Origin of the sequence: Parabacteroides massiliensis (assembly GCF_900155425.1) — a bacterium.
Classification (GTDB): Bacteria; Bacteroidota; Bacteroidia; order Bacteroidales; family Tannerellaceae; genus Parabacteroides; species Parabacteroides massiliensis.
The window spans coordinates 483026-509106 of the sequence record NZ_LT700191.1; the positions used below are offsets into that span (position 1 = coordinate 483026).

The following is a 26081-nucleotide window of genomic DNA, read 5'->3' on the forward strand; positions in this document are numbered from 1 at the left end:
TACAATGAATTTCATTTCCAAACTATTCAAAAAGAAAGAAGAGGCAGAGGTCGTATCGAAAGGCTCCGTAGAGGAGTTCGTTACGCTGATCCGCGTATATTACCAGGCGGTTATGGCTGTGCAGTTAGGTATCACCAACCTCAACATATTGAACGACATGGCGTTGTTCAAACGCATGCTTAAGATTCCGACCCAGAACAACAAGTTAGGCATAGCCGAGAAATCCCGTTCCCGCAAAATCCTGATGCAGGAATACGGATTGAACGAAAACTTCTTCAAGGAAATCGACGCATCCATCAAAAAGAACTGCAAGACGCAGAACGACATCAAGTCCTATTTCATCATGTACCAGGGATTCAACAACGACCTGTTCTCCCTGCTCGACAGCCTGATGCAATGGAAGTTCCGCTTCTCCATGTTGGTGAAGAAACTGTTATATGCGCAGACGCAGAAGACCATCCACGAAATCGTGACCCGTTCGGAATGGAAAGACATCAGCGTTCAGAAAGTCGCTTGGAGAATACGGAAATACAAGGAGACACTCGGCTATTCGGAAGAATGGATGACCGACTTCGTGTATAACGTCGTGCTGATGGCCAAAGAAGATGCCAAAAGGCAGAAGAAGGAAGACAAATAATTTCGCAGGCGGACAAAGTAACGGAACTGAATAATGGAAACACCAGTCTCTCAACTGATAGAGCAGCATCCGTTAGGGTTCTTTCTCCCGGAAAACACGAAGTTGTTGATGTTGGGCAGCTTCCCGCCTCCGCGTGTACGCTGGTCAATGAATTTCTATTACCCGAATATCCAAAACGACATGTGGCGGATACTCGGACTGATCTTCTACAACGATAAAGAATATTTCTTAAAGACTAAAAAGGCTTTCAGCGAAGAGAAAGCAAAAGCCTTCTGCAGGGAAAAAGGGATCGGGATCGGTGATACCGCTGTGGAAATCATCCGGCTCAAGAATAATGCCTCGGACAACTTTCTGCAGGTAGTCACTCCACTGGACCCGGCCGAAGTACTGGCTAAAATCCCGGCATGCGAAGCGATCGTAGTGACAGGGCAAAAAGCGATGGACACGCTTATCGCCATGCTGCCTCCGGTAGAAGAGCCCAAAGTCGGCTCCTACTCCCGTTTTGCCCTGTCGGGCCGCATCTTCCGCCTCTACCGCATGCCCTCTTCCTCCAGGGCTTATCCCAAACCGTTGGAAGAAAAGGCAGCAGTATATAGAGGAATGTTCGAAGATTTAAGAATGGTATAACGTAGGGGCAGGGCTCTGCTCTGCCCACCGTAACCACTGGACGGATAGAAAAAACATCATTTATCCGCAATGAAAATACCGTTTCACCAGTTCAAGCATTCCTTCGGGATCATTTTTCAGGTCTTCGCGCAATGTCGTGTCGTTATAGCTTTCCAGTTTTTTCAGGATACCGTCGATCATGCTCGGACTAAAGACATTATGCTGTTCGAATACAGCCCTTTGCTGTTGCAGGCGTTTGGCCGAAGCGGCACAGCTATCCGGCAACTGGTCCAATGTTTCCAAGCGAGCCTTGTTTTCTTCCTGATGAATATTCACGTTCACATACGTCTTCTCGGCCACATCCAACGCATCGGGGATTTCAAACCCGTAGCGGCAAGCGACTGCCAATCCCGCCAGTAACTGATATAAATCGGCCGATCCGTCAGGCGAACGCATTTCGACCGTCTGCTTCTGCGTGGTGTCGTAATGGCTGTCTGCTTCCAACGGGTTTGCCAACGAACACATATCCTTCTTGGCGGCCCATCCCAACGGAACGCGAACCAACACGGAACGGTTACGATCGCCCCAGCAAATATTCGTCGGAGCTTCCTGGTGAGGAACCAGACGGAAATAAGAGGTCGGGTTCGTATTGCCGAAAGCCGTAATGGACGGAGCCAACTTCATCATGCCGGCAATTGCCTTACGGGCCGTTTCCGACAAAACACCGTCTTTCAACATCTGGTTCTTGCCATCTTTCATTATACGCATGTGTATATGCAGGCCGGAACCCGCTTTTCCAGCCGTGATCTTCGGAGCAAACGTAATATTCAAACCGTACTCGTATGCCAGATTGCGGATCACCCATTTGGCGATCATCAACTGGTCGGCGGCATCTTCCACCCGTGTCGGCAGGAATTCAATTTCATTCTGTTCGTAGATTTTACCATTCAAAGTGAAATTACCCACTTCCGAATGTCCGTATTTTATCTGCCCGCCGGCCTGTGCGATATATTGCATACATTGCGTACGGAACTGGTTGAATTTCGCATAAGGCCCCGATTCGTGATAACCGCGTTGGTCGGTTGCAGGAAACAATTCTTCCTCATCCGCAATCACATAATACTCCAACTCACCCATCGCTTCGAACTGCATCCCCGTCACATCCGTAAACGCCTTGCTTGCCTTGTGCAACGTATATTCAGGCGAGCTTTCCAGCGGTTCGCCATCCTTATTAAAGAACGAGCACAGCATGCTCAACGTCGGCAATTCGGAAAAAGGATCGACAAACGCCGTACGGAAACGCGGAATCACATACAGGTCACTGCTACCCGCTTCGATAAACGAAAACAGGCTGGAACCGTCCACACGCTCCCCGCAAGTCAGGATTGCGTCCAGATATGCCGCATTGTTAATAACAAAATTCAATGTCTTCAAGCGCCCGTCACCGGCAGGATACATAAAGTTCACCATCCGGATATTCTTCTCCTTAATATACGATACGATATCCGCCTTTGTAAATTCGGAAGCCGGCTTCTGAAGAAACTCAACCAAGAGGTTGGCATTCATGTCTAATTCGTTTTTCATGTCTTTGTTGATTGTTTTTAAGATTACTTGATATTCACAAATATAATCAAAACCTTCTCAATGTACAAAACAAGTAAAACCTTTTATATTCGATTTATCTTTCTTATCTTTGTAAAGACAGACAATAAAAACGAAGTTTATGATAAAAGAGAGTAGTATAACAGATATGTACATGAATGTTCTATCCTCCCTCACAGCAGACGAAAAGCTTGATTTAATCAGTAAACTTTCCGAATCTCTCAGAAAGACAAAGAAAGAAAAAAAAGTCGCAGCTGATCCTTTTGCCTGCTACAAAGGAGATTGGGAAGATGATCTTCCACGCACATTCACCGCAATTCCAAATCTTATAATTGAAAATTGGGAATAAGGAATTTGTTTATTCAGAATATTCTCTTACCTTTGCACCCGCAAACACGGAAGTAGCTCAGTTGGTAGAGCACTGGTCTCCAAAACCAGGTGTCGGGAGTTCGAGCCTCTCCTTCCGTGCTAAAAAAAGAATCATCTCGATTTCAACAATTCCGCAACCTGTTCCCCCAGTACAATATTCAATACCTGATCTTTTTTATCGCCATCCAATTTAATTTGCAGAACTGCTTCTGTCGCTGTTCCATGACCTTTTGCCACAACATATTTATCTGGAAATGTAATAACATCTATTACAGGCATCTGCAAAGCCTTTGCAATTTGCAATAATGTATTATATTTCAATTCACGCTCACCCGACATGATCAAGCTAAACCCCGCCTGTTTCATTCCAATCTGCATAGCAAGATATTCCTGCGAATAGCCTTTATTCCTTCGAATTGTATCAATATTCTCCAATATACCGTTCATACTCTCAAATTAACAATTGTCTAAGAAGAAAAAAATGCATACCCCGCAATATTTTATTGCAATTAGTTTTGCTTATATAACATTTTGCAATATATTTGCCGCAAATACAAATTAAAACTATTAACAAGGATTGTGTTTACAAAGTTTACCTTTTAATCAATCAAGATAGTAGTTAACCTAAAAGTAAGTAATACAGAATCAAATGTAATAATTTTTCATTTAAAATATATGTTTCATTTAATACTTGTTGCCTATGACCTACAACCTCCAAATTCTATTTTTTTAGCTGGATAGCAATATCCATATTAGTTTTTTAACCTTATATTCATTTAATATCCAAACACATGGAAAGAAATTCTTTAAACCATTTTTTCAGGCTGTTTTGCTGTTTTATGCTTTGCATCATGTTTACAGCTACGGCATTTGCACAACAAAAGACCATAAAGGGGACCGTAGTGGATGCGACCGGTGAACCCTTAATCGGTGTCAACGTATCAGTAAAAGGGACAACTATCGGTATAATCACCGATATGGATGGTAATTACACACTGGAAGTACCCTCTAATTCGACTATCGTCTTTTCCTACATCGGCTATCAATCCCAAGAAATTCCGGTAGGAAACCAATCAACGATCAATGTAACTTTAAAAGAAGACACTCAAAAATTAGACGAAGTTGTTGTTGTCGGTTATGGTACACAAAAGAAAGTGACTGTGACCGGTTCTGTTGCCAGTGTAACGGGTGAAGAATTGAAAGCATCCCCAACAACCAACTTAACCAACGGTATGGTAGGCCGTATGCCTGGAGTCATCGGTTTCCAAACAGCCGACGAACCGGGAGGTGGCGGTACGACAATTCGTATACGTGGTACAAATTCTCTTGGAAGTAATGATCCTTTGGTTGTAATCGATGGCGTACCCGACCGTGATGGCGGTATGAACCGTTTGAATCCGACCGAAATCGAATCAATTTCTGTATTAAAAGACGCTTCTGCGGCCATTTATGGCGCACGTGCTGCCAATGGAGTTATTTTGATTACAACCAAGCGTGGTAAAGAAGGCAAACCGGTCGTTTCATTCAACGCAAGTGCCGGTTTTTCACAGCCAACCCGCCTACCCAAAATGACCAATTCATACGAATATGCGACCATGTTGAACGAAGTTCTTCCGGGTTCTTTCTCTGATGAACAACTCGAGGGTTTCCGTACGCATGCCAATCCGTGGAAATATCCGGATACAGACTGGTTTGATGAAATCGTAAAAGGTGCCTCTCCTCTGTACCGCGCAGATATCGGCATATCCGGAGGTACTGAAAAAGTGAAATATTATGCGAACTTCGGAGCAAACGGTGAAGATGGCCTGTACAGAAATTCAGCCAACCGCTACGACCAATACAGCTTGCGTACAAACTTGGATGTCAAGACCAGTAAGTATGTAGACTTTCAGTTAGGTGTAACCGCCCGTTTGGAGGACACCAAATATCCGGCTAAAGGAGCAGGCGATATTTTCGGTGCAGCCCGCCGTTCTCGTCCCGACCAAGTAGCATGGTGGCCTTCAGGTGAACCCGGTCCTGCCGTTGAGCGTGGAGACAACCCGGCCGTAACCAGTACAGACTTAGCCGGCTTCGACCACTACAAAAACCAGTACATCCAAAACAATTTGTCGGTTAATATAAAAGTACCTTGGATCGAAGGCCTGACTTTACGTGGAAACGGTTCTTATGACATCCACTTCCAAAATCGCCGTTTGATGAAAAAACCGGTTTACTTGTACACATGGGATGGTGTAACCGAAGGAAGCGAAGGTTTGAACGCATCTAAACAATGGTTGGACACTCCGCAATTAGAGCGTAAACACAGCGAGCAAATCGGTTGGATGTTAAATGGACTAATCGACTACAACCGTACATTCGGACAACACACTATAGGTGTGACTTTCGGTATGGAAGGGCAGAAAAAGCAATATGAAGAAACATGGGCATTCCGTCAGGGCTTCATCTCCGATTCCAAACCCGAATTGAGTTTAGGTGGTGAAGAAGGCCAGTCTGCAAGAGGTTATTCTTGGAAAGAAACCCGATTGAACTATTTCGGACGTGTTTCTTATAACTACTTGGAACGCTACTTATTCGAATTTGTTTGGCGTGCAGACGGTTCTTACCGTTTCCCGAAAGAGAGCCGCTATGGATTCTTCCCCGGCGTTTCTATGGCTTGGCGTGCTTCCGAAGAAAATTGGTGGAAAGATAATATCCGCTTTATTGACTACTTCAAATTGCGTGGTTCGGTTTCTCAAACCGGTAACGATGCATTGGTAGACGGAGATGGCAACTATGACCACTCCATCCAATATCTGACAACTTACGCATTCAACAATGCCGGTACAGTATTCGGCGGTCAGGAGAACAAACGTCTCTACCCGAGCCGTACTCCGAATCCGAATATCACTTGGGAAGTAGGTACGACATACAATGTCGGTTTGGATTTCAAATTCTTGCAGAACCGCTTGAGTTGGGAAACAGACATTTTCTATCACAAACGTACTAACATGTTGATCTCCCGTAACGCCTCTCTTCCTGAAATCACAGGTATCACATTACCACGTGAGAACTTGGGCGAAATGAAGAACCGAGGTTTCGAATCTTTGATCAGTTGGCAGGATAAAATCGGGGAAGTCGAATATGGAGCATCTCTGAACATGACTTATGCACGTAACAAAATCACATTCTGGGATGAAGTGCAAAATGTACCCGAATACCAATTCTCGACCGGCAGACCGGTAGGAAGCCGTAATATGCTACTCTATGTCGCAGACGGTATTTTCCATACGCAAGCAGAAATCGATGAAGCACGCGCAAAAGGCTTATTATATTCAGACAACACCGTTCCGGGTGACATTCGTTTCAAAGATATGAATGGTGACGGTAAAATAGACGGTTTGGATCGTATCCGTCCGGAAAAGAACCAGGAACCTCGTTTTGTTGCCGGTCTGACCCTGACCGCCAAATGGAAAGGCTTCGATTTGATGATGTTATGGCAAGGTGCAACCGGTGCCGAAGTGTATATCGAAACATGGTCCGGCTTGGTTGGCAACTTCTTGAAGAGTGACTACGAAAAACGTTGGACACCGGAAAATCCGTATTCCGAAGGTCCACGCACATGGGACCGTGAAAACCAATATTGGATCAACAACGACAATACCTATTTCATGAGAAACGCAAATTACCTGCGTCTGAAAAATATCGAATTGGGTTACACATTCAATTTCGACGGATTGAAAAAAGCAGGCATTTCCAATTTGCGCCTCTACACCAACGGAACCAACTTGATTACTATCGATGGTGTTAAAGATGCAGACCCGGAACAGCGTGACGCCAGCTTAGGAGGCTATCCTTTGAGAAAAATTATCAACTTCGGAGTTCAAGCAACATTTTAAAAGGTAATTATTATGAAAACAAAATTGAAATATATCTGCCTTTCGGCAGCAGCGGGACTGACACTTTCACTCAGCTCTTGTTCTGACTTCATGGATCTGACACCTGAAGACCAGTATGACGAAACAACAGTCTGGTCGGATGCTGATTTGGCAAAAACAGTTGTTAACGATGTCTATTCGTATGTATGCGATATAGCACAAGAAGTAAATCCCGATGCCTGGACAGACGATGCTTTCTTTACGCACGTGTATGGATGCCGTGATATCAACGAGGCAACAGTCTCCCCCAGCAACTTGGCCGCTTACGATCGTGACGACTGCCCGTTCAAATGGAGCAAACAATACAAAGGAATCTATCGTGCCAACTTGGTTTTGGCCAATATCGACAACGTACCCGAAAAAACAGGTGTTAACATAAGCGTATTGAAGGGAGAGACTTATTTCCTTCGGGCATATATCTACACAGAGTTACTCCGTGGTTTCGGTGGCGTACCCATCGTCGACAAAGTGTATAGCATCGAAGAAGCCTCGGCCTTAGAGCTACCGCGTGCCAATGTCGCAGATGTAATGGATTTTATCCTGAAAGACATCGAACAAGCTATCAACCTATTACCGGAACAACAAACCGGAACTAATTTAGGTCGTGCGACCAAAGGTGCAGCCAAAGCCTTAAAAGCACGTCTGTTACTGCATGTAGCCAGTCCTTTGTTTGCAGACCGCACCGTCAACAAATTAGAATGCAACCAATATGCCGGTGACCGTCAGGCTTTGTATCAACAAGCGTTAGATGCGGCTAAAGATGTTATCAATGACGGAAATTACTCTTTGATCGACTGCAATGCTGGTACAATCAAGGAAATCGCAGAAAAATTCCATAACATCATTATCACAAATAACGAAGAGACCATCTGGTCCAAACAGTATGTAAACAAAGATTTGAATGCAGACAACTGGGTCCGGAACCGTGTAGCTTTGTTACATGGGCCGAACGGTTATCACAACTGGGCAGGAACAGCTCCGACACATGATTTGGTGATGGCATTTGAAACGGAAGATGGAAAAATCCTGAACACACTGTTGAAGCCGGGTGAATCGACTACCGAGAATCCGTATATGAACCGTGAACCGCGTTTCTACGCAACTATCGGTTATGATGGTGCAGAATGGGGACGTCCCAGAGCTTCCGATGGAGCCGTGTTCGACGCTACTCCACTGGGCAACCTGCAATTCGGTTATTATGAGTTAAGTGAAGGCGGTAATAACGTCAATGCTGTATATTCGGTCGATGACGATAACAATCCTATCAAACAGGAAAAATTCAATGGCATGGTCGGCGTTGATACCCGCATGAGTCAGATCGAGAACTGGAACGGAACTTACACCGGCTATTTGGAAAAGAAATTGATCGACGGTTCCGTTTCTGCCAACGAACACAACTTCCAAACTTGCCCGATGCCCTACATCCGCTTGGCTGAAATGTATTTGATTGCAGCAGAAGCTTGCATCGAATTAAACAAATTAGACGAAGCCGTAAGTTATCTGGACGCTCTCCGCGGACGTATCGGCCGCCCGGACACCAAAGCAACATTAGCTGTTCGCGGACAGGCATTCAACCAGAGTGACCTGCGTGAATTCTTGCGCCATGAACGTCGTGTCGAATTAACTTATGAACATTCACGTTATTACGACATACGTCGCTGGATGATTGCACCGGAAATCGGGAACAAGAAATTAACCGGTATCTCAATCGTCGGTCGCCTGAAACCGGGCAAGACAGCCTCTTTACCGTATGTTCATGACGAAGAAGTCTACAATTACACCTGGACTGTTCTAAATCTGAACTATATTGAGAAACGGAAATGGGACAACAAGATGTATTTCGCACCCATCAAGTTAGAAGAGACATTACGTAATCCGGCAATTGCACAAAACCCGTATTATGAATAATATATATTCCTAAACAAATCAGATTGGGGCTGTGCCGTAATTCAGATTAACGGCTCAGCCCCAACTATAAAACATACACAAATTTATCTTCACTGTCAAGAATTCGTTCTGCGTCCAATGCCAAAGCCTCTGAATCTGCATACTCTTGCTTCGACACGACATTTTTATCTGAACAAAGAGCTGGCCAAGTTTTGTTACAAGCGATGCATACGCTACACACGGCTAATTAATTATTGCAAAACACATTGTACTTATTACAACATTTTGTAATTTTGGGCAATATCTCAATTCATAGAATTACTAATTTAATAATATCATGAAGAACAGAAAATTAAGAATGGGAATGGTTGGCGGAGGAAGTGACGCCTTTATCGGAGCGATCCACCGTCGCGCAGCCTTTATGGACAATCAGATTGAATTAGTTTGCGGATGTTTCAGCGTAGACCCTGAAATATCCAAAAGTTCCGGTTTATCTTACTTCTTGCCGGAAGACCGGATTTACAGCACTTACAAAGAAATGTTCGAACACGAAATGACCTTGCCGGAAGGAGAACGGATGGATTTCGTCACGATCGTGACTCCCAACCGCTGGCATTTCGAACCGGCTATGATGGCGCTCGAAAGAGGGTTCCATGTGGTCGTGGATAAACCGATGACGTTCTCGCTCGAAGAGGCCAAACAACTGCAGAAAAAAGTGGAAGAAACGGGGCTCGTGCTGGCTCTGACACATGTATACTCGGCCTACCCGGCTGTAAAAGAAGCAAAAGCCCGTATTGCAAAAGGCGAACTCGGAAAATTACGCCGCGTTTATGTGGAATATACACAAGGATGGCTTTCCGAACGTATCGAATTGTTGGGAGGCAACAACGCCGGATGGCGCACAGACCCGAAGCGTTCCGGCAAAGCGGGCTGCATAGGCGATATCGGTACACATGCCTGGCATTTGAGCGAATATATTACCGGCCTGAAAGTCAAGGAACTTTGTGCCGACCTGAAAGCATTCGTCCCCGGACGTCCGATCGACGACGACGGAGCAGCATTCCTCCGCTACGAAAACGATGTGACAGGCGTTTTGACCGCTACCCAGATCGGGACAGGCGAAGCGAATAATATCCGTATCCGTGTTTATGGTGAAAAAGGCGGATTGGAATGGCGCCAGATGGAGCCGAACACGCTGACCTTGAAATGGAGAGACCGCCCGACTGAAATATTGAATATTGGCAACAACGGCTACCTGACCCCCGAAGCCCTGTGGAACACCCGAACACCGGCAGGACATCCGGAAGGTTTCATCGAAGCTTTTGCCAATATCTACCGTAATTTCTCACTGACCGTCAGAGCGATCAAAAACGGCGAAACGCCCAGTGGAGACTGCTTGGACTTCCCGACCGTATACGATGGCGTGAGAGGCATGCAATTCATTGAAACAATGGTTGAAGCCGGATATAACGACAATGTAAAATGGCAAAAATGGATTGATTGAAATCCCGAAAAAACGTAATAAATAACATCTTATGAAACTAAACGTACTTGCTTGCTGCCTGTCCCTGCTCGGGACGGCAGCTTTCGCTCAAAAAAACGAGTGGAAAGACCCTAACGTCAACGAAATCAACAGGGCTCCTATGCATACCCACTATTTCGCATACGAAGACGAAAACAAAGCCATGAAAGGATGCAAGGAATCTTCCGGAAATTTTATGACCTTAAACGGCAACTGGAAATTCTTCTGGGTAAAAAATGCAGATATGCGCCCGACAGATTTCTATCAGATGAATTTCAATGATAAAGGATGGGATGATTTGAAAGTTCCCGGCTTATGGGAACTGAACGGCTATGGAGATCCGATTTATGTGAATGTTGGATATCCCTGGAGAAGCCAGTTCAAAAACAACCCGCCCGAAGTCCCGACGGAAAACAACCACGTAGGTTCTTACCGCAAAGAAATCACAGTTCCGGCAGACTGGAAAGGGAAGGAAATTTTCGCCCATTTCGGTTCTGTCACGTCAAACATGTATCTTTGGGTGAACGGGCAGTTTGTCGGCTATAGCGAAGACAGCAAATTGGAAGCCGAATTCAACCTGACCAAATACCTGAAACCCGGAAAGAACCTGATCGCATTCCAGGTGTTCCGCTGGTGTGACGGGACTTATCTGGAAGACCAGGATTTCCTCCGCCTCTCCGGTGTTGGCCGCGATTGCTACCTCTATGCCCGCAACCCGAAACACATCCAGGACATCCGCGTGACTCCCGATTTGGATGCGCAATATAAAGACGGGACTTTGACTGTTTCACTGAACCTGAAAGGCAGCGGAACAGTCGACCTGAAACTGTTGGACAAGGCAGGCAAGGAAGTTGCCACCTCGTCGGTCAAAGGTTCCGGGAAAGTCACGACCGACATGGCTGTAAGCAATCCGGAAAAATGGACTGCCGAAACTCCGGTTCTCTATACGTTGATCGCGACATTGAAAGACGGAAACAACTCCACCGAAGTCATTCCGGTAAAAGTCGGTTTCCGTAAGATCGAATTGAAAAATGCCCAGATATTGGTAAACGGACAACCTGTTTTGTTCAAAGGAGCCGACCGCCACGAAATGGATCCGGACAAAGGCTACATCGTATCTCCGGAACGCATGATCCAGGATATCAAGGTGATGAAGGAATACAACATCAACGCCGTCCGTACGTGCCACTATCCTGACAACAACCTATGGTATGACCTTTGCGACAAATACGGTATTTATGTCGTTGCTGAGGCAAACGTGGAATCACACGGAATGGGGTATGGCGACAAGACGTTAGCCAAAAATCCATTGTTTGCCAAAGCACATCTGGAACGAAACCAACGCAACGTACAACGCGGATACAACCACCCGTCCATCATTTTCTGGTCTTTAGGCAATGAGGCCGGCATGGGACCGAACTTCGAGGCTTGTTATACTTGGATCAAGAACGAAGACAAATCACGTGCCGTACAATATGAACAGGCCCGGACAAGCGAATTCACCGATATCTATTGCCCGATGTACCGCGACTATAAAGCAAGTGAAGAATATTGCAAAGGAGATATCGACAAACCGCTTATCCAATGCGAATATGCACATGCAATGGGCAATTCGCAAGGCGGGTTCAAAGAATATTGGGACCTGATCCGCAAATATCCGAAATACCAAGGTGGGTTCATCTGGGATTTCGTGGATCAGTCTTTGCGCTGGAAAACAAAAGACGGTGCGCCGTTCTATGCCTATGGCGGCGACTGGAACAAATATGACGCTTCCGACAACAACTTTATGGACAATGGCTTGATCAGCCCGGACCGCAAACCGAATCCGCATATGCACGAAGTCGGCCATATCTACCAGTCCATCTGGGTGACCCCTTCCGACCTGGCTAACGGTATCGTAAACGTATACAACGAGAACTTCTTCCGTAACCTGGACGGCTACTATGCCGAATGGGAATTGCTGGCTAACGGCGAAGTAGTTCAGACCGGTATGGTCAAAGACTTGGAAGTAGCTCCGCAACAGACCAAGTCCATAAAACTGAATTACAGCACAGACGGCATTTGCAAATGTAAAGAGCTCTTGCTGAATGTGGCCTTTAAACTGAAAAAAGCGGAAACATTGCTGCCTGCCGGCTACACCGTGGCTAAAAACCAACTGGTCATCCGTCCATACAATGCTCCGGAACTGGATTTGCAGAATGTACACCAAGTGAACATTGCGACTGTCATCCCGACCATTAAAGACAATGACATCAATTATCTGATCGTTGAAGGAGAAAACTTCCGCATGGATTTCGACAAACATGACGGGTTCCTGTGCAGATACGACGTAAACGGCATGACGATGCTGAAAGAAGACGGCAAATTGACTCCGAACTTCTGGCGTGCTCCGACCGACAACGATATGGGGGCCAACCTGCAAAACAAATATGCCGCTTGGAAAGAACCGGGCTTGAAACTGGTTTCTCTGACAAACAAAATCGAAAACGACATGGCTACCGTAAAGGCTGAATATACAATGGATGCCGTAAAGGCCAAATTGTACCTGACTTATACGGTCAATAATGAGGGCGCGGTAAAAGTCACACAAAAAATGGTGGCCGACAAATCGGCAGAAGTTTCCGACATGTTCCGCTTCGGCATGCAGATGCAGATGCCTAAATGTTTGGACCAGATCAACTACTACGGCAGAGGTCCGATCGAAAACTATTCAGACCGTAACAATGTCACCGACCTGGGTAATTACAGGCAGACTGTAGACGAACAGTTCTACTCTTATATCCGCCCGCAGGAAACAGGGACTAAAACGGATATCCGCTGGTGGAAACAGACCAACAAGGGTGGCAACGGACTTATGTTCATTTCGGAAGCTCCGTTCTCGGCTTCGGCTTTGCATTACTCGATCGAATCACTCGACGATGGAGTACGGAAAGACCAGAGACATTCCGAACTTGTGCCTCAGGTCAACTACACCAACATGTGTATCGACAAGGTACAAATGGGATTGGGATGTATCAACAGTTGGGGAGCGCTGCCAATGGAACAATACCGTATCCATTACGGAGATTATGAATTCACATTCATCATGAAACCGATTCAATCCAATTTATAAACAGTAATAATAAAAGAGCTTGTCCCCTCTTCTTCAATGGAAATAAGGGGATAAGCTCTCCTTTACAAAAAATTGATAAAAAAGCATAACCTCTATACATATTTCGTTAAATAGCGGGTATAAACTTTTATTTTATATAGAAAAGAACTACTTTTATTGCCGATTTTTAAATCTAATTCAGGACTAATTGTAAAATCGTTTACCATAAAACAAATGGCTACTAACAACAATTCTAATCGTTATCCTTCCGGGAAAAGAGGGAAATTTTTCAAAGGAAAAACTTTCTTTCTTTTAGTCGGGCTACTTCTTGGTGCAGGCATCATGGTTGCCGTATACAAAACATCTGTTTACTTTTCTTCCGATGAATCCTGTATGATGTGCCATGTTCACCCGCATGCAGAAGACAGTTGGAAACTTTCCAAACATGTAAATAACGGAAGTGGCGTTAAAACTCATTGTGTTGCTTGTCACCTTCCGCCTCAAAGCGACACTTGGAATCATTATACGGCTAAAGCCAAATTAGGCTTGAAAGACGTATGGTCTTTCATGACAAAAGACAGTGCGGATTTCGACTGGAACACCAAGTCGGAACTGGAACATGCCGTCAAATTTATTCCGAACGAATCCTGTAAAGAATGCCATCAGAACCTGTTCCCGGAAGGGATTAACCAAGATGGCATCACAGCTCACCTTTATTATGACGAAAACGAAAAGAAATTGGACCTGCAGTGTATCAGCTGTCACCTCGACGCCGGACACTACAATCCGGATTACAAGCACGGCAAATTAGCCGGCATTCCCGGTGCCGCCACGGCTGCCATCGACACCAGCCTTTATTTCAAGACAGCGACACCGGTCACCTCTTTTACCGACTATACGGAACAAATACCGGGTACGGCCGTCGCTTTCAAAATGGTTGCCATTCCGGGCGGTACATTCAAAATGGGTAGCCCCGATAAAGAACCGTTCCATAAGGCAGATGAAGCTCCGGTCCGAAACGTTACGGTCAGTCCGTTCTTCATGGCAGAAGTAGAAGTCACTTGGGATCAATACTGGGCTTTCTACGGACAAACCATGAGTGAAGGACGTACTCCTCCCGAAACCGTATATGCAAACAACAGCAATCCTGATGTCGATGCCATTTCCGGCCCGACTCCTCCGTTCGGTTTCCCCGATCAAGGATGGGGTGGCGGTGATCGTCCGGCTATCACAATGACCCACTATGCTGCAGAAACATTCTGCCAGTGGTTGTCTAAAAAAACAGGAAAGAAATACCGTCTGCCGACCGAAGCAGAATGGGAATATGCAGCCCGTGGAGGAACGGAAACTCCTTATTTCTTCACCGGGAATCCGAAAGATTTTTCAGACGAGGGATTCTGGCGTAAGTTCTTCGATGCAAAAACAGACAGCATCAGTTCATTCGTGATTTACGCGAAGAACAGCAAGAACAGGACTCAGGAACCGGGAGAAGTGAAAGCGAACCCGTTCGGTTTGAAAAACATGTTGGGTAACGTAATGGAATATTGTGCCGACAAATATGATCCGCAGGCTTACGGCAAAGGTGGCGAAAACGTGACCGACCCGTTAGTCACAGAAGGAGAAGAATGGGTTGTTCGCGGTGGCAACTACACGTCCGATGCAGCAGATGTCCGTTCTGCAGCTCGCGACTACACCAAGCATGACGCCTGGTTGAAGACAGACCCGCAGCAACCGAAGAGTATCTGGTGGTATTCGGATATCCGCGGTATCGGTTTCCGTGTGGTTTGCGAACCGGATCCGGCAATTGGAGCGAAATAATAAATGGTTAATTAATACCTAAAATTACTATATCATGAAGAGAGAAAACAGTATCAGCAGAAGATCGTTTTTAAAAAGTACAGCTATGGCCGGCGCACTGGGTGCAATCGGTACTGGCAGTGCAAGTGTATTAACCTCATGTGCAGGTGGCAGCGAAAGTGCAGCAGCAAACAAGCCTTTGAAAGAACCCGGTACTTACTACATTCCGGAATTGCCTGACAAAGCAACGGACGGAAAAGAGCTGAAAGCCGGTATTATCGGTTGCGGCGGACGTGGTTCCGGTGCTGCAGAAAACTTCCTGGACGCAGCAAACGGCGTAACAGTGGTTGCTGTTGCCGATACATTCAAGGAACGTGTAGACGCTTTGGCAGACAAACTGAAAGAAAAAGGATGTAATATTCCCGAAGACAAACGCTTCGTTGGTTTGGATGCATACAAACAATTGATCGATAGCGGTGTTGATGTTGTCATCATAGCAACTCCTCCCGTATTCCGTCCGGTACATTTCCAATATGCTGTTGAAAAAGGAAAACATTGCTTCTTGGAAAAACCGATCTGTGTAGACCCGGTAGGTTATCGTACGATTATGGCTACTGCAAAACAGGCACAGGCCAAGAATCTGTGTGTTGTAACAGGTACACAGCGTCACCACCAGCGTAACTATGTCGAATCATACAAGAAGATCATGGAAGGTGCTATTGGTGAAATCACTGGCGGTATCGTTTACTGGAATCAGAACATGCTTTGGTTCCGCGAACGTCAGAAAGAATGGAACGATTGCGAATACATGATTAAAGACTGGGTAAACTGGAAATGGTTATCCGGAGACCATATCGTAGAACAGCATGTACACAACATCGACGTATTTACATGGTTCAGCGGTTTGAAACCGGTTAAGGCCGTTGGTTTCGGTTCTCGTCAGCGTCGTATCACTGGTGACCAGTATGACAACTTCAGCATTGATTTCACGATGGAGAACGGTATCCACATGCACAGTATGTGTCGCCAGATCGACGGATGCGTGAACAATGTAAGCGAATTTATTCAAGGAACAAAGGGTTCATGGTCTACTGCCAACGGTGAAACAGTAATCAAGGACAACGCCGGTAACGTTGTTTGGAAATACGATTCGGAAGCAGAAAAAGCCCAATACAAACAGACCAATCCGTACGTATTGGAACATGTAAACTGGGTAAACTGTATCCGTGGCGGCAAACCTATCGAACAGGCTTCCGAAACAGCAGTAGCCAACATGGCAGCTATCATGGGACGTGAATCAGCATATACAGGAGCAGAAACAACATGGGATGCCATGACCGCTTCACCTATAGATTACACTCCGAAAGACTTGAACTTAGGTAAGATGGATATGAGCGGATTTACGGTTCCGGTTCCGGGAAAACCTCGTGAAGAAAAGAAAAAATAATATATGGTACTGAACAGAAGAAATTTTTTAAAAACAACTCTGGCTGGCGCAGCTGTAGCAGCCGGTAGTTCAGCTCTTGTTGCTTGCGGCGGCAAAGTCGCTTCTGCAGAAGGTTGTACGGCAGAAAAGGGATCATGCCCCAACTGCAAAGCCGAGTTGAAATTATCTTTTCAGGAAGGGATCGCACCGGGTGACAACCTCAACGAAAAGTTTGACTACATGGAAAAGTTAGGCGTTGTAGGTTTTGAACCGGGTGGACGCGGCCTGAAAGATCGTGTAAAAGAGATCAAGGAAGCACTGAACGGGCGCAATATCCAAGTGAGCGCCATCTGTGCAGGTTTCCAGGGTTTCATCCTCTCGACAGATCCGGCAATCCAAAAGCAGTGTATGGATACGATGAAAGAGATCATTGCTCCAGCAGGCGAATTAGGTTCTACGGGAGTGATTATCGTTCCGGCTTTCAACGGTCAGAAACCGGCTATGCCTCATACACAAGAGACACGTGACTTCTTGTGCGAACAGTTCAACGAGATGGGCAACTTCGCAAAAGAACACGGGACAACAGTCATCTTTGAACCGCTCAACAGAAAAGAAGCATTCTATCTCCGCCAGGTAGCGGATGCCGCTTCTATCTGCCGCGACATCAACAATCCGGGTGTACGCTGTATGGGTGACTTCTGGCACATGACCTGGGAAGAAACGTCTGATATGGGAGCATTCCTTTCTGCAGGCGAATACCTGCAACATGTCCACGTAGCCAGCCGTAAACGCCGCAGCATGCCGGGTGAAGACGGAGAAGCAGACAACTATGTCAACGGCTTCAAAGGACTGAAAATGTTGGGTTACGACAAATATGTAAGTTTCGAATGCGGATGTCAGGGAGACCGGAATGTTTTGGTTCCTGCCGCAGTGGAATTGCTACGTAAACAATGGGAAGAAGCATAAAATATGCCATTAGTCTATCCTAATATGCAAATGAGTGAGGTGGTGGAAGAGCACCCCTCACTCATTCCTGTCATTAACCGTTTTGGAATCCGCCTGGGTTTAGGCGACAAATCGGTCAAGGCTGTTTGTGAAGAATACCGGTTGGATACCGATTTCCTGTTGATGATGATCAACACGTTCCTCAACGAAGAATATTTCCCGGAAAAGAAACTACAAACGTTCCATACCTCACAAATCATCGATTATCTGACTAAAACCAATCAGTATTACCAGCGTTACCAAATCCCAAATATAGAAAGGCATCTCGGTTCGTTCATATCGATGAGTACGCCGGGAAACAACATCCTCAACCTGATCGGTAAGTTTTTCTCTTCTTTCAAAGAAGAGCTGACCTCCCGTATCGAAAAGGACGACCGAATCTGGTTCCCCTATTGCCTGTCATTAAGCGAAAAGCTGAAAGAGTATCAATCTTCCGGGCAGATAGAAGCATTACATCTCGGAACGGAACAACGATTGGAAGACCCGATAGAGGCCCTGTTGGCAGATCTGAAAAGCATCATGGTCAAGCATCTTTCCGGCGACTATAACGAAAACTTGTGTTACGCTGTTATATTTGCCATCAGCAGCCTGGAAAAAGATATCAAACAACACAACCGCATCCGCTACCGGATACTGACACCGATGGTTTCGGCTATGGAAAAGTTGTGTATTTAATAAACAACCGGATGCATCGCAACAAGCAAATAGCGATTATATTGCCCGACACGCTACAGAGTATCGGCCTGCAAAGCATGCTGACCGATTATTTTCCTCCGGTAGAGATCAGCCACTACCCCACATTCGAGGCGTTATCGGCTTCCGGCAACGATACGTTCGATTACTATTTCACAAATGCTGCATCATTTGTCCTTTATGCAGACTTTTTCCTCCCTCGCCGGAGCAAGACAATGATCCTGATCGACGGTGTGGAAAGCGAAGGGGGAGTATCGGCTACTACTAACCATATCACGATCAAGGCCTCGCAAGAAATCATCATCGAACAACTGGAACAACTTTTCACCGGTGATAACAACAGCATTTCCAGCGAAAGCAACAAAGAACTGTCCACCCGCGAAACAGATGTCCTCCAGCTAATCGTCAAAGGCAGTACCAACAAAGAAATCGCCGATAAGCTGAACATCAGCCTGAACACTGTCCTCAGCCACCGCAAGAACATCACCACCAAGCTCGGAATCAAAACCGTTTCGGGACTCACCTTCTATGCCATTATGAACGGCATTATTTCAGGCGATGACATCGAACTTTAAAATCACTACATGTAGTGATTGATTCCCATTCATCTTTACCGTTCCTTTGCAGTCGTAAAATACTAACAATTCATAATTAATACGATGAATCTACGCTATCTGTATATCCTTGTTGCAGGCACTTTTATGTGTTTGCAACCGATTAAAGCCGAACGGACGAATGAAAATGTAAACGACACGATCAAGACCTATAACATAGGTGAGGTGATCATCACTTCTTCCACCAAAGAGACGAACGACCTTCGTACTCTCCCCGGAGCCATATCCATTCTTTCTCCCCAAGCGATAGCAGCCAGGCAGATAGACGCCCTCAAGGATATCAGTGCTTTCGTCCCCAACCTTTACATGCCGGACTACGGTTCGAAAATGACTTCGGCCATTTATATACGTGGAATCGGAGCGCGGAGCAGCGGACAATCCATCGGATTATATGTCGACAACGTCCCCTACCTGGATAAAAGCGCTTTTGATTTCGAACTGAACGACATCCAACGCATCGAGGTTTTACGGGGACCGCAAGGAACGCTCTACGGACGTAATGCTATGGGAGGCATCGTCAACATCTATACCCTCTCTCCTCTCGATTACCAAGGAACAAAAGTCTCGATGTCGATGGGCAATTACGGGACGGCCCAAGCCAAAGTTTCCCAATACAGCAAACTCGGAGAAAACATAGGGATCTCGCTAAGCGGATATTACGACCGTAACGACGGCTTTTTCATCAACGAATACAACGGTTCAAAAGCCGATAAAGAAGAATCGGCAGGCGGCCGTTTCAAACTGGACTGGCATATTACGGATCATCTGAAAGCGCAATATGCATTCAACTATGACTATGTAACCCAAAAAGCCTTCCCTTACGGGAAATACGACCCGCAGACCGGAACTGTGCAACCGATCCGCATCAACGACCCGAGTTCCTACTGGCGGCGTACACTGAACAACAGTTTGTACCTGGAATGGAAAACAAACCGTTTCATTCTCTCCTCCACCACGGCCTACCAATATCTGAGAGACGACATGAAGATGGACCAGGACTATACGGAACGGTCTGTTTTCACCCTCCACCAAAAACAGAAACAATATGCCTGGAGCGAAGAACTGGTGATCAAATCCAATACAAAAAGCAATTATCAATGGAGCTTCGGCGCCTACGGTTTTTATAACAGCCTGAACACAGACGGTCCGGTCGTCTTCAAGAAAGACGGACTGACAGGGATTTTGCAAAAAGCGTTCGACGACATTCTGGCGAATAACCCGAGAGCGCCGAAACTGACCGTCCAGGGAGACGAATTGAACCAAATCTATTTTCCCGGAAACTTCGACACCCCGACTCACGGTTTCGCCGCCTTCCACCAATCGACCTACAATAACCTCTTCGTCGAGGGCCTTTCCATCACTGCCGGTATCCGTCTGGACTACGAGAAGGCCAGCCTGGACTATCACTCGGCGGTAGACAGCATGAAGATCGGTGTGGAAATGGGACCGATGAAGATGACACTCCCGGTCACGACAACTATGGACGGCAACATCTCCCAGGATTTCCTGCAAGTTTTGCCGAAAGTTTCGCTCCGTTACCAGTGCACCCCCGAAACATTCACGTATGTATCGGTCGCCAAAGGATATAAGACAGGCGGATATAACGTGCAGATGTTCGGCGACCTGGTTCAGGCGCAGGCCAAATACGAACTGATGTCCCAATTCGCTCCCGACAAAGCCGAGCAACCGAGCGAAGTGAAAGAGGTCGCTTCCTACAAACCGGAGCATAGCTGGAATTATGAAACCGGCATCCGCAGCGAACTGATCCAAGGCAGGCTGAGTGCAGAACTGACACTCTTCTACATGGACATCCGCGACATCCAACTGACCAGCTTTGCCGAGAACGGCAGCGGGCGCCTGATTACCAACGGAGGAAAAGCATACAGTTACGGCGTGGAACTGAGCCTGCGCGGCCGTATCATGGACGGGCTGACCGCAGACTTCAACTATGGGTTTACCCGTGCCACTTTCCGCGACTACATCTTCACGGACAAGGACGAAAACAGCCAGATCGTGAAAACGGACTGTAAGGATAATTTCATTCCTTACACACCGCGCCATACCGTCAGCATGGGGTTGCAATACACCAAACTGCTCCACCGGAAAATGATCGACCAGTTTACCGCATCCGCCCAGTTCACCGGAGCCGGCAAGATTTTCTGGACAGAGAAAAACGACATCAGCCAGCCGTTCTACGGCCTCGTCAATGCCAAAGTGGGTGTCCGCAAGGGAATCGTCAATCTGAACCTGTGGAGCCGCAACATCACCAACACGAACTATCAGGCATTCTATTTCGAATCGTTCAACCAATCGTTCATCCAGAAAGGCAAACCTTTCCAGATCGGAGGCGAAATAACAGTAACATTCTAATAAACGATAATTCTTCGATATATATATAATTACTTCGATAAATCATCGTTTACATTATACAACATTATATATATTATGGAAGACAAAATCGTTGAAATAGCCCGTTTCTATGAACCGGAAAAAGCACAGATACTCGAATCCCTCCTGAAATCGGAAGGGATCAAGTGTTATTTGAGAAACGAATATACGAGCCAGGTCATGTACCCGGCCAACATGGGCGGCATCCGCATCGAACTGCTTGAAAGCGAAGTGCCCCGTGCAATGGAGATTTTGGAAGCAAACGGATACGAACTCCCGGAAGAAGGCGAAGAAGCCGAGGAGCTTCAAGCCGTTTCCGGTTGGGCACGCCACGTTCCGTTCCTCCGTCATCTCCCCCTCGAAAGGCAGATCATCGTTCTTTTCATCCTTGTAGCCGTATTCCTGGCCCTGGTCATTTATTTCGGCTCGCTTGTTTCATCCAACTAAACAAATGTAAACTATGGCACGCAGAAAGATTACAAATAGTCAAGCCGTATGCATCACTCTTTTGTGGGGCGTACTTTGTTACATGCTGCTTGTATACAGCGAAAAGATAACTTTCGACATCATTTTTGCCCTCGTAGCGTCAGCTATCATTGTGTTCGTCCCTATCTATAAGAGCAGAAGGCGAAGAGAGGAGTAACATTTGGTTACTTTTATTCGATTAAAATACCGAAATGATATTTTTAATGCATTTTTTCTTTCAAATATTTGTTTGTATAAAATTTTAGCTTACCTTTGCGAGGTCGTTAAAAGAGCAACGGCCGATTAACAAATTGATATTATAAAATATAACATTCTAAATAAAATCAGTCTATGAAGGCAAGTGAAGTTTTAGACAACTTAAAGAGAAGATTTCCGAATGAACCGGAATATCATCAGGCAGTTTCAGAAGTATTAGAAACAATCGAAGAAGCTTACAATGAACATCCCGAATTCGAAAAGAGCAATCTGATCGAACGTCTTTGTATCCCCGATCGTATTTTTTCTTTCCGCGTAACCTGGACAGATGATAAAGGACAGATCCAGACCAACATGGGATATCGTATCCAGCATAACAATGCAATCGGCCCGTATAAAGGCGGTATCCGTTTCCACGCTTCTGTAAACCAGTCGATCCTTAAGTTCTTGGCTTTCGAACAGACTTTTAAAAACTCCTTGACAACTCTGCCGATGGGTGGTGGCAAAGGTGGTTCCGACTTCAGCCCGCGTGGTAAGTCAAACGCTGAAATCATGCGTTTCTGCCAAGCTTTCGTATTGGAATTATGGCGTCATATCGGTCCGGACACAGACGTTCCCGCAGGCGATATAGGTGTTGGCGGACGTGAAGTCGGCTATATGTACGGAATGTACAAAAAACTGGCTCGCGAAAACACAGGAACATTCACCGGTAAAGGACGCGAATTCGGCGGTTCGTTGATCCGTCCCGAAGCTACCGGCTACGGAAATGTCTACTTCCTGCTGGAAATGCTGAACACAAAGGGAATCGATATCAAAGGAAAGACTGTTTGCGTTTCCGGTTCAGGAAACGTAGCTCAATATACAGTAGAAAAACTGATCAGCCTCGGTGCTAAAGTCGTAACGATGTCCGACTCGGACGGTTACATCTATGATCCGGACGGTATCGACCGTGCAAAACTGGATTACATCATGGAACTGAAGAACCTCTATCGCGGCCGTATCCGTGAATATGCCGAGCAATACGGTTGCAAATATGTAGCAGGAGCTCGTCCTTGGGGAGAAAAATGCGATATCGCAATGCCGAGCGCAACCCAGAACGAACTGAACGGCGAAGATGCCAAGACATTGCTTGCCAACGGCTGTATCGCCGTATCGGAAGGAGCAAACATGCCTTCTACACCTGAAGCTATCGATGCATTTCTCGAAGCTAAAATCCTGTATGCTCCGGGTAAGGCAGCTAACGCCGGCGGTGTTTCCGTTTCCGGTCTGGAAATGACCCAGAACGCACAGAAACTGAGCTGGAGCAGCGAAGAGGTAGATGCCAAGCTGAAAAGCATCATGCAGAATATCCACGAACAATGTGTAAAATACGGCAAGCAAGCCGACGGTTACACAAACTACGTGAAAGGCGCCAATGTTGCCGGCTTCATGAAAGTAGCCAAGGCAATGATGGCACAGGGCATTCTTTAATCAATTGATAATTGACAATTGACAATTAAAGAGAGAGACAATTAGAGATTAATGGTTATAGAAGAAGGCGGGCGTTCCGGTACAACGGTTACGCCTGCCTTTTTTATTTTCAGACGAAAATTATCAATTATCAATTGCCAATTGTCAATTGTTTGTTACTTTAGTGCCGAAAATAAAAAGACATGATAACTGAAGAATTAAAACAGCTTTACCAGACACATACCGGCTCACCGGCGACTGAAATAACCGAGTTATCCTCTTCCGGCTCCAACCGCCGGTATTTCAGATTGTCGGGCCCCGTTTCTCTGATCGGTGTCAGCGGAACATCCATAGAGGAAAACAACGCCTTCATTTATATGGCTGCGCATTTCCGGGAAAAAGGATTGCCTGTGCCCCAGGTTTATTGCTGGTCGGAAGATAAATCGTTCTATCTCCAAGAAGACTTGGGAGATGTTTTGCTTTTTAATGCAATAGAGAAAGGGCGGAAAAGCTGCTTCTTCGATGAGACGGAAAAGTCTTTGCTGCGCAAAACGATCACGCTTCTGCCGACTCTGCAATTCAAGGGTGCGGAAAATTTCGATTTCAGCCGGTGCTACCCCCAACCCGAATTCAATAAGCGTTCGATCCTTTGGGATCTGAACTATTTCAAATACTGTTTTCTGAAAGCGACCGGTATGGAATTCCAGGAAAACCTTTTGGAAGATGACTTCCAGAAAATGAGCGATGTCTTGTTGCAAGATTGTACGCCGACATTCATGTACCGGGATTTCCAGTCGCGTAACGTGATGGTAAAAGATGGCGAACCTTGGTTCATTGATTTCCAGGGAGGGCGCAAAGGTCCGATCTACTACGATGTCGCTTCTTTCCTCTGGCAAGCGAAAGCCAAATATCCGGCTGAATTGCGACAAGAGTTAATCACCGACTATCTGCAAGCGCTACGTGGGTATATGGAAATAGACGAAAAGCATTTCTTCCGGCAATTGCGCCATTTCGTTCTTTTCAGGACTTTACAGGTTTTGGGCGCCTACGGTTTCCGGGGATATTTCGAGAAGAAGCCTCATTTCATCCAAAGTGTTCCCTTCGCAATCGATAACCTCCGGCAACTTTTGAAAGAAGACTATCCGGAGTATCCCTATTTATGTACCGTACTACGAGAACTGACCAACCTGTCTCAATTCTATGACGACCTCCAGAGACATTCGCTTAAAGTCAAGATTGTCAGTTTCGCCTATAAAAAAGGAATCCCCAACGATCCGAGTGGCAATGGCGGAGGATTTGTCTTTGACTGCCGTGCCATCAATAACCCGGGTAAATACGAACGTTACAACCATTTTACAGGATTGGACGAACCGGTGATCCGTTTCCTTGAAGAAGACGGAGAAATTACCCGTTTCCTGGACCATGCTTACGAAATCGTGGATGCATCTGTCAAACGCTATATGGACCGGGGATTCACCAATCTGATGATTTGCTTCGGTTGTACGGGAGGACAACACCGTTCGGTCTACTCCGCCCAACACATGGCGGAACATATTCATTCCAAGTTCGGCGTCCAGGTAGACCTCGTACACAGGGAACAAAATATTGAACAACTTTTTAACGCAACATTATGAAAGCTATGATTTTCGCAGCGGGTTTGGGTACACGTCTCAAACCGCTGACCGACAACACCCCCAAAGCATTACTTCCTATCAATGGGAAACCAATGCTCGAACATGTGATTCTTAAATTGAAAGATGCCGGCTTTCACCAGATAGCCATCAATGTTCATCATTTGGGAGACCAGATCATCGACTTCCTGGCAGCCAACAATAATTTCGGTATCCAGATTTATATCTCCGACGAACGGGATTATCTGCTCGATACCGGCGGTGGCATCAAACATGCCGCCCCGTTCCTACAAGGCAACGAGCCTTTTTTGATACATAACGTCGACATCATGTCCAACATCGATCTCCGTGCGCTTTACAACCATCACGTAGAGACCAATCCATTGGCGACATTATTAGTCAGCAAACGCAACACCTCCCGCTATTTGCTTTTCAATAAAGAAAACAAACTATGCGGTTGGCGCAACCGTGAGACAGGCGAAGTAAAATCGTTCTACCCCGATTTCGATCCGAATCAATATACCGAATATGCTTTCAGCGGAATACATGTATTGTCTCCCCAAATATTCGACTGGATGGAAGAATGGACCGGCAAGTTCTCGATCATCAACTTCTACCTCTCTATCTGTGCCAAAACCAACATTCATGCTTACGCTGACGAAAATCTCCATCTGATAGACGTCGGCAAACCGGAAACTTTGGCAACAGCAGAGAAGTGGATGAAGACACTTATTGTATAATATTGTTTATTTAACAAAGAGACGTATCT

20 protein-coding genes and 1 tRNA gene are annotated in these 26081 nt (G+C 46.0%); 19 read left to right on the forward strand and 2 right to left on the reverse strand.

Features of this window, described 5'->3' with window-relative positions:
• Positions 1 to 4 precede the first annotated feature (4 nt).
• The gene (locus tag BQ9893_RS12995; RefSeq protein WP_075966421.1) at positions 5 to 637 is read left to right on the forward strand and encodes a hypothetical protein; all 633 of its coding nucleotides are present in this window, start codon (positions 5 to 7) and stop codon (positions 635 to 637) included.
• Between the two features lie 33 nt (positions 638 to 670).
• Positions 671 to 1264: a uracil-DNA glycosylase family protein gene (locus tag BQ9893_RS13000; protein ID WP_075966422.1), complete on the forward strand. Its 594-nt coding sequence runs from the start codon at positions 671 to 673 to the stop codon at positions 1262 to 1264.
• 60 nt (positions 1265 to 1324) lie between these two features.
• On the opposite strand, the gene BQ9893_RS13005 is transcribed toward BQ9893_RS13000, so the two are convergent.
• Positions 1325 to 2827, reverse strand: coding sequence for a glutamine synthetase family protein (locus tag BQ9893_RS13005; RefSeq protein WP_075966423.1), 1503 nt, complete (start codon positions 2825 to 2827; stop codon positions 1325 to 1327).
• Positions 2828 to 2966: 139 nt separating this feature from the next.
• Between BQ9893_RS13005 and BQ9893_RS13010 the strand changes: the two genes are divergently transcribed.
• Entirely contained in the window at positions 2967 to 3194 is a 228-nt protein-coding gene (locus tag BQ9893_RS13010; RefSeq protein WP_075966424.1) for a hypothetical protein, read from the forward strand.
• 46 nt (positions 3195 to 3240) lie between these two features.
• Positions 3241 to 3313 (forward strand) — tRNA-Trp (locus BQ9893_RS13015).
• Positions 3314 to 3325: 12 nt separating this feature from the next.
• Here the strand turns inward: BQ9893_RS13015 and BQ9893_RS13020 are convergent.
• Positions 3326 to 3661 carry a helix-turn-helix domain-containing protein gene (locus BQ9893_RS13020; protein ID WP_075966425.1) on the reverse strand — a complete coding sequence of 112 codons (336 nt, stop codon included), beginning with the start codon at positions 3659 to 3661 and terminating at the stop codon, positions 3326 to 3328.
• 344 nt (positions 3662 to 4005) lie between these two features.
• On the opposite strand from BQ9893_RS13020, the gene BQ9893_RS13025 reads away from it, so the two are divergent.
• The 15 genes from BQ9893_RS13025 to BQ9893_RS13095 all read left to right on the forward strand — a co-directional run bounded on the left by BQ9893_RS13025 (position 4006) and on the right by BQ9893_RS13095 (position 26052).
• Positions 4006 to 7089, forward strand: coding sequence for a SusC/RagA family TonB-linked outer membrane protein (locus BQ9893_RS13025; RefSeq protein ID WP_075966426.1), 3084 nt, complete (start codon positions 4006 to 4008; stop codon positions 7087 to 7089).
• Between the two features lie 12 nt (positions 7090 to 7101).
• The gene (locus tag BQ9893_RS13030) at positions 7102 to 9036 is read left to right on the forward strand and encodes a RagB/SusD family nutrient uptake outer membrane protein (protein ID WP_075966427.1); all 1935 of its coding nucleotides are present in this window, start codon (positions 7102 to 7104) and stop codon (positions 9034 to 9036) included.
• A 316-nt stretch (positions 9037 to 9352) separates the two neighbouring features.
• The gene (locus BQ9893_RS13035) at positions 9353 to 10519 is read left to right on the forward strand and encodes a Gfo/Idh/MocA family protein (protein WP_075966428.1); all 1167 of its coding nucleotides are present in this window, start codon (positions 9353 to 9355) and stop codon (positions 10517 to 10519) included.
• A gap of 31 nt (positions 10520 to 10550) precedes the next feature.
• Positions 10551 to 13649 carry a beta-galactosidase, LacZ type gene (locus tag BQ9893_RS13040; protein ID WP_075966429.1) on the forward strand — a complete coding sequence of 1033 codons (3099 nt, stop codon included), beginning with the start codon at positions 10551 to 10553 and terminating at the stop codon, positions 13647 to 13649.
• 213 nt (positions 13650 to 13862) lie between these two features.
• Positions 13863 to 15446: an SUMF1/EgtB/PvdO family nonheme iron enzyme gene (locus tag BQ9893_RS13045; RefSeq protein WP_075966430.1), complete on the forward strand. Its 1584-nt coding sequence runs from the start codon at positions 13863 to 13865 to the stop codon at positions 15444 to 15446.
• 34 nt (positions 15447 to 15480) lie between these two features.
• On the forward strand, positions 15481 to 16872 hold the full coding sequence (locus BQ9893_RS13050) for a Gfo/Idh/MocA family oxidoreductase (protein WP_075966431.1): 1392 nt from the start codon (positions 15481 to 15483) through the stop codon (positions 16870 to 16872).
• A gap of 3 nt (positions 16873 to 16875) precedes the next feature.
• Positions 16876 to 17817, forward strand: coding sequence for a sugar phosphate isomerase/epimerase family protein (locus tag BQ9893_RS13055; RefSeq protein WP_075966432.1), 942 nt, complete (start codon positions 16876 to 16878; stop codon positions 17815 to 17817).
• A 24-nt stretch (positions 17818 to 17841) separates the two neighbouring features.
• Positions 17842 to 18531, forward strand: coding sequence for a helix-turn-helix transcriptional regulator (locus BQ9893_RS13060; protein ID WP_208610825.1), 690 nt, complete (start codon positions 17842 to 17844; stop codon positions 18529 to 18531).
• Positions 18532 to 18542: 11 nt separating this feature from the next.
• Positions 18543 to 19124: a response regulator transcription factor gene (locus BQ9893_RS13065; RefSeq protein ID WP_075966434.1), complete on the forward strand. Its 582-nt coding sequence runs from the start codon at positions 18543 to 18545 to the stop codon at positions 19122 to 19124.
• An 84-nt stretch (positions 19125 to 19208) separates the two neighbouring features.
• Entirely contained in the window at positions 19209 to 21533 is a 2325-nt protein-coding gene (locus BQ9893_RS13070; RefSeq protein ID WP_075966435.1) for a TonB-dependent receptor, read from the forward strand.
• 75 nt (positions 21534 to 21608) lie between these two features.
• On the forward strand, positions 21609 to 21998 hold the full coding sequence (locus BQ9893_RS13075) for a putative signal transducing protein (RefSeq protein ID WP_075966436.1): 390 nt from the start codon (positions 21609 to 21611) through the stop codon (positions 21996 to 21998).
• Positions 21999 to 22011: 13 nt separating this feature from the next.
• Entirely contained in the window at positions 22012 to 22194 is a 183-nt protein-coding gene (locus BQ9893_RS22445; protein ID WP_075966437.1) for a hypothetical protein, read from the forward strand.
• Positions 22195 to 22367: 173 nt separating this feature from the next.
• Entirely contained in the window at positions 22368 to 23702 is a 1335-nt protein-coding gene (locus BQ9893_RS13085; protein ID WP_075966438.1) for an NADP-specific glutamate dehydrogenase, read from the forward strand.
• A gap of 182 nt (positions 23703 to 23884) precedes the next feature.
• Positions 23885 to 25315 carry a RapZ C-terminal domain-containing protein gene (locus BQ9893_RS13090; RefSeq protein ID WP_075966439.1) on the forward strand — a complete coding sequence of 477 codons (1431 nt, stop codon included), beginning with the start codon at positions 23885 to 23887 and terminating at the stop codon, positions 25313 to 25315.
• A complete protein-coding gene (locus tag BQ9893_RS13095; RefSeq protein ID WP_075966440.1) occupies positions 25312 to 26052 on the forward strand; it encodes a nucleotidyltransferase family protein in 741 nt (246 codons plus the stop codon). Before BQ9893_RS13090 ends, BQ9893_RS13095 begins: the two co-directional genes overlap by 4 nt.
• The last annotated feature ends 29 nt before the right edge of the window (positions 26053 to 26081 follow it).

Bases quoted from the DNA above. Each gene is read 5' to 3' on its own strand.
- BQ9893_RS12995 (WP_075966421.1), top strand. From the start codon at position 5: ATGAATTTCATTTCCAAACTATTCAAAAAGAAAGAAGAGGCAGAGGTC.
- BQ9893_RS13000 (WP_075966422.1), top strand. From the start codon at position 671: ATGGAAACACCAGTCTCTCAACTGATAGAGCAGCATCCGTTAGGGTTC.
- BQ9893_RS13005 (WP_075966423.1), bottom strand. From the start codon at position 2,827: ATGAAAAACGAATTAGACATGAATGCCAACCTCTTGGTTGAGTTTCTT.
- BQ9893_RS13010 (WP_075966424.1), top strand. From the start codon at position 2,967: ATGATAAAAGAGAGTAGTATAACAGATATGTACATGAATGTTCTATCC.
- BQ9893_RS13020 (WP_075966425.1), bottom strand. From the start codon at position 3,661: ATGAACGGTATATTGGAGAATATTGATACAATTCGAAGGAATAAAGGC.
- BQ9893_RS13025 (WP_075966426.1), top strand. From the start codon at position 4,006: ATGGAAAGAAATTCTTTAAACCATTTTTTCAGGCTGTTTTGCTGTTTT.
- BQ9893_RS13030 (WP_075966427.1), top strand. From the start codon at position 7,102: ATGAAAACAAAATTGAAATATATCTGCCTTTCGGCAGCAGCGGGACTG.
- BQ9893_RS13035 (WP_075966428.1), top strand. From the start codon at position 9,353: ATGAAGAACAGAAAATTAAGAATGGGAATGGTTGGCGGAGGAAGTGAC.
- BQ9893_RS13040 (WP_075966429.1), top strand. From the start codon at position 10,551: ATGAAACTAAACGTACTTGCTTGCTGCCTGTCCCTGCTCGGGACGGCA.
- BQ9893_RS13045 (WP_075966430.1), top strand. From the start codon at position 13,863: ATGGCTACTAACAACAATTCTAATCGTTATCCTTCCGGGAAAAGAGGG.
- BQ9893_RS13050 (WP_075966431.1), top strand. From the start codon at position 15,481: ATGAAGAGAGAAAACAGTATCAGCAGAAGATCGTTTTTAAAAAGTACA.
- BQ9893_RS13055 (WP_075966432.1), top strand. From the start codon at position 16,876: ATGGTACTGAACAGAAGAAATTTTTTAAAAACAACTCTGGCTGGCGCA.
- BQ9893_RS13060 (WP_208610825.1), top strand. From the start codon at position 17,842: ATGCAAATGAGTGAGGTGGTGGAAGAGCACCCCTCACTCATTCCTGTC.
- BQ9893_RS13065 (WP_075966434.1), top strand. From the start codon at position 18,543: ATGCATCGCAACAAGCAAATAGCGATTATATTGCCCGACACGCTACAG.
- BQ9893_RS13070 (WP_075966435.1), top strand. From the start codon at position 19,209: ATGAATCTACGCTATCTGTATATCCTTGTTGCAGGCACTTTTATGTGT.
- BQ9893_RS13075 (WP_075966436.1), top strand. From the start codon at position 21,609: ATGGAAGACAAAATCGTTGAAATAGCCCGTTTCTATGAACCGGAAAAA.
- BQ9893_RS22445 (WP_075966437.1), top strand. From the start codon at position 22,012: ATGGCACGCAGAAAGATTACAAATAGTCAAGCCGTATGCATCACTCTT.
- BQ9893_RS13085 (WP_075966438.1), top strand. From the start codon at position 22,368: ATGAAGGCAAGTGAAGTTTTAGACAACTTAAAGAGAAGATTTCCGAAT.
- BQ9893_RS13090 (WP_075966439.1), top strand. From the start codon at position 23,885: ATGATAACTGAAGAATTAAAACAGCTTTACCAGACACATACCGGCTCA.
- BQ9893_RS13095 (WP_075966440.1), top strand. From the start codon at position 25,312: ATGAAAGCTATGATTTTCGCAGCGGGTTTGGGTACACGTCTCAAACCG.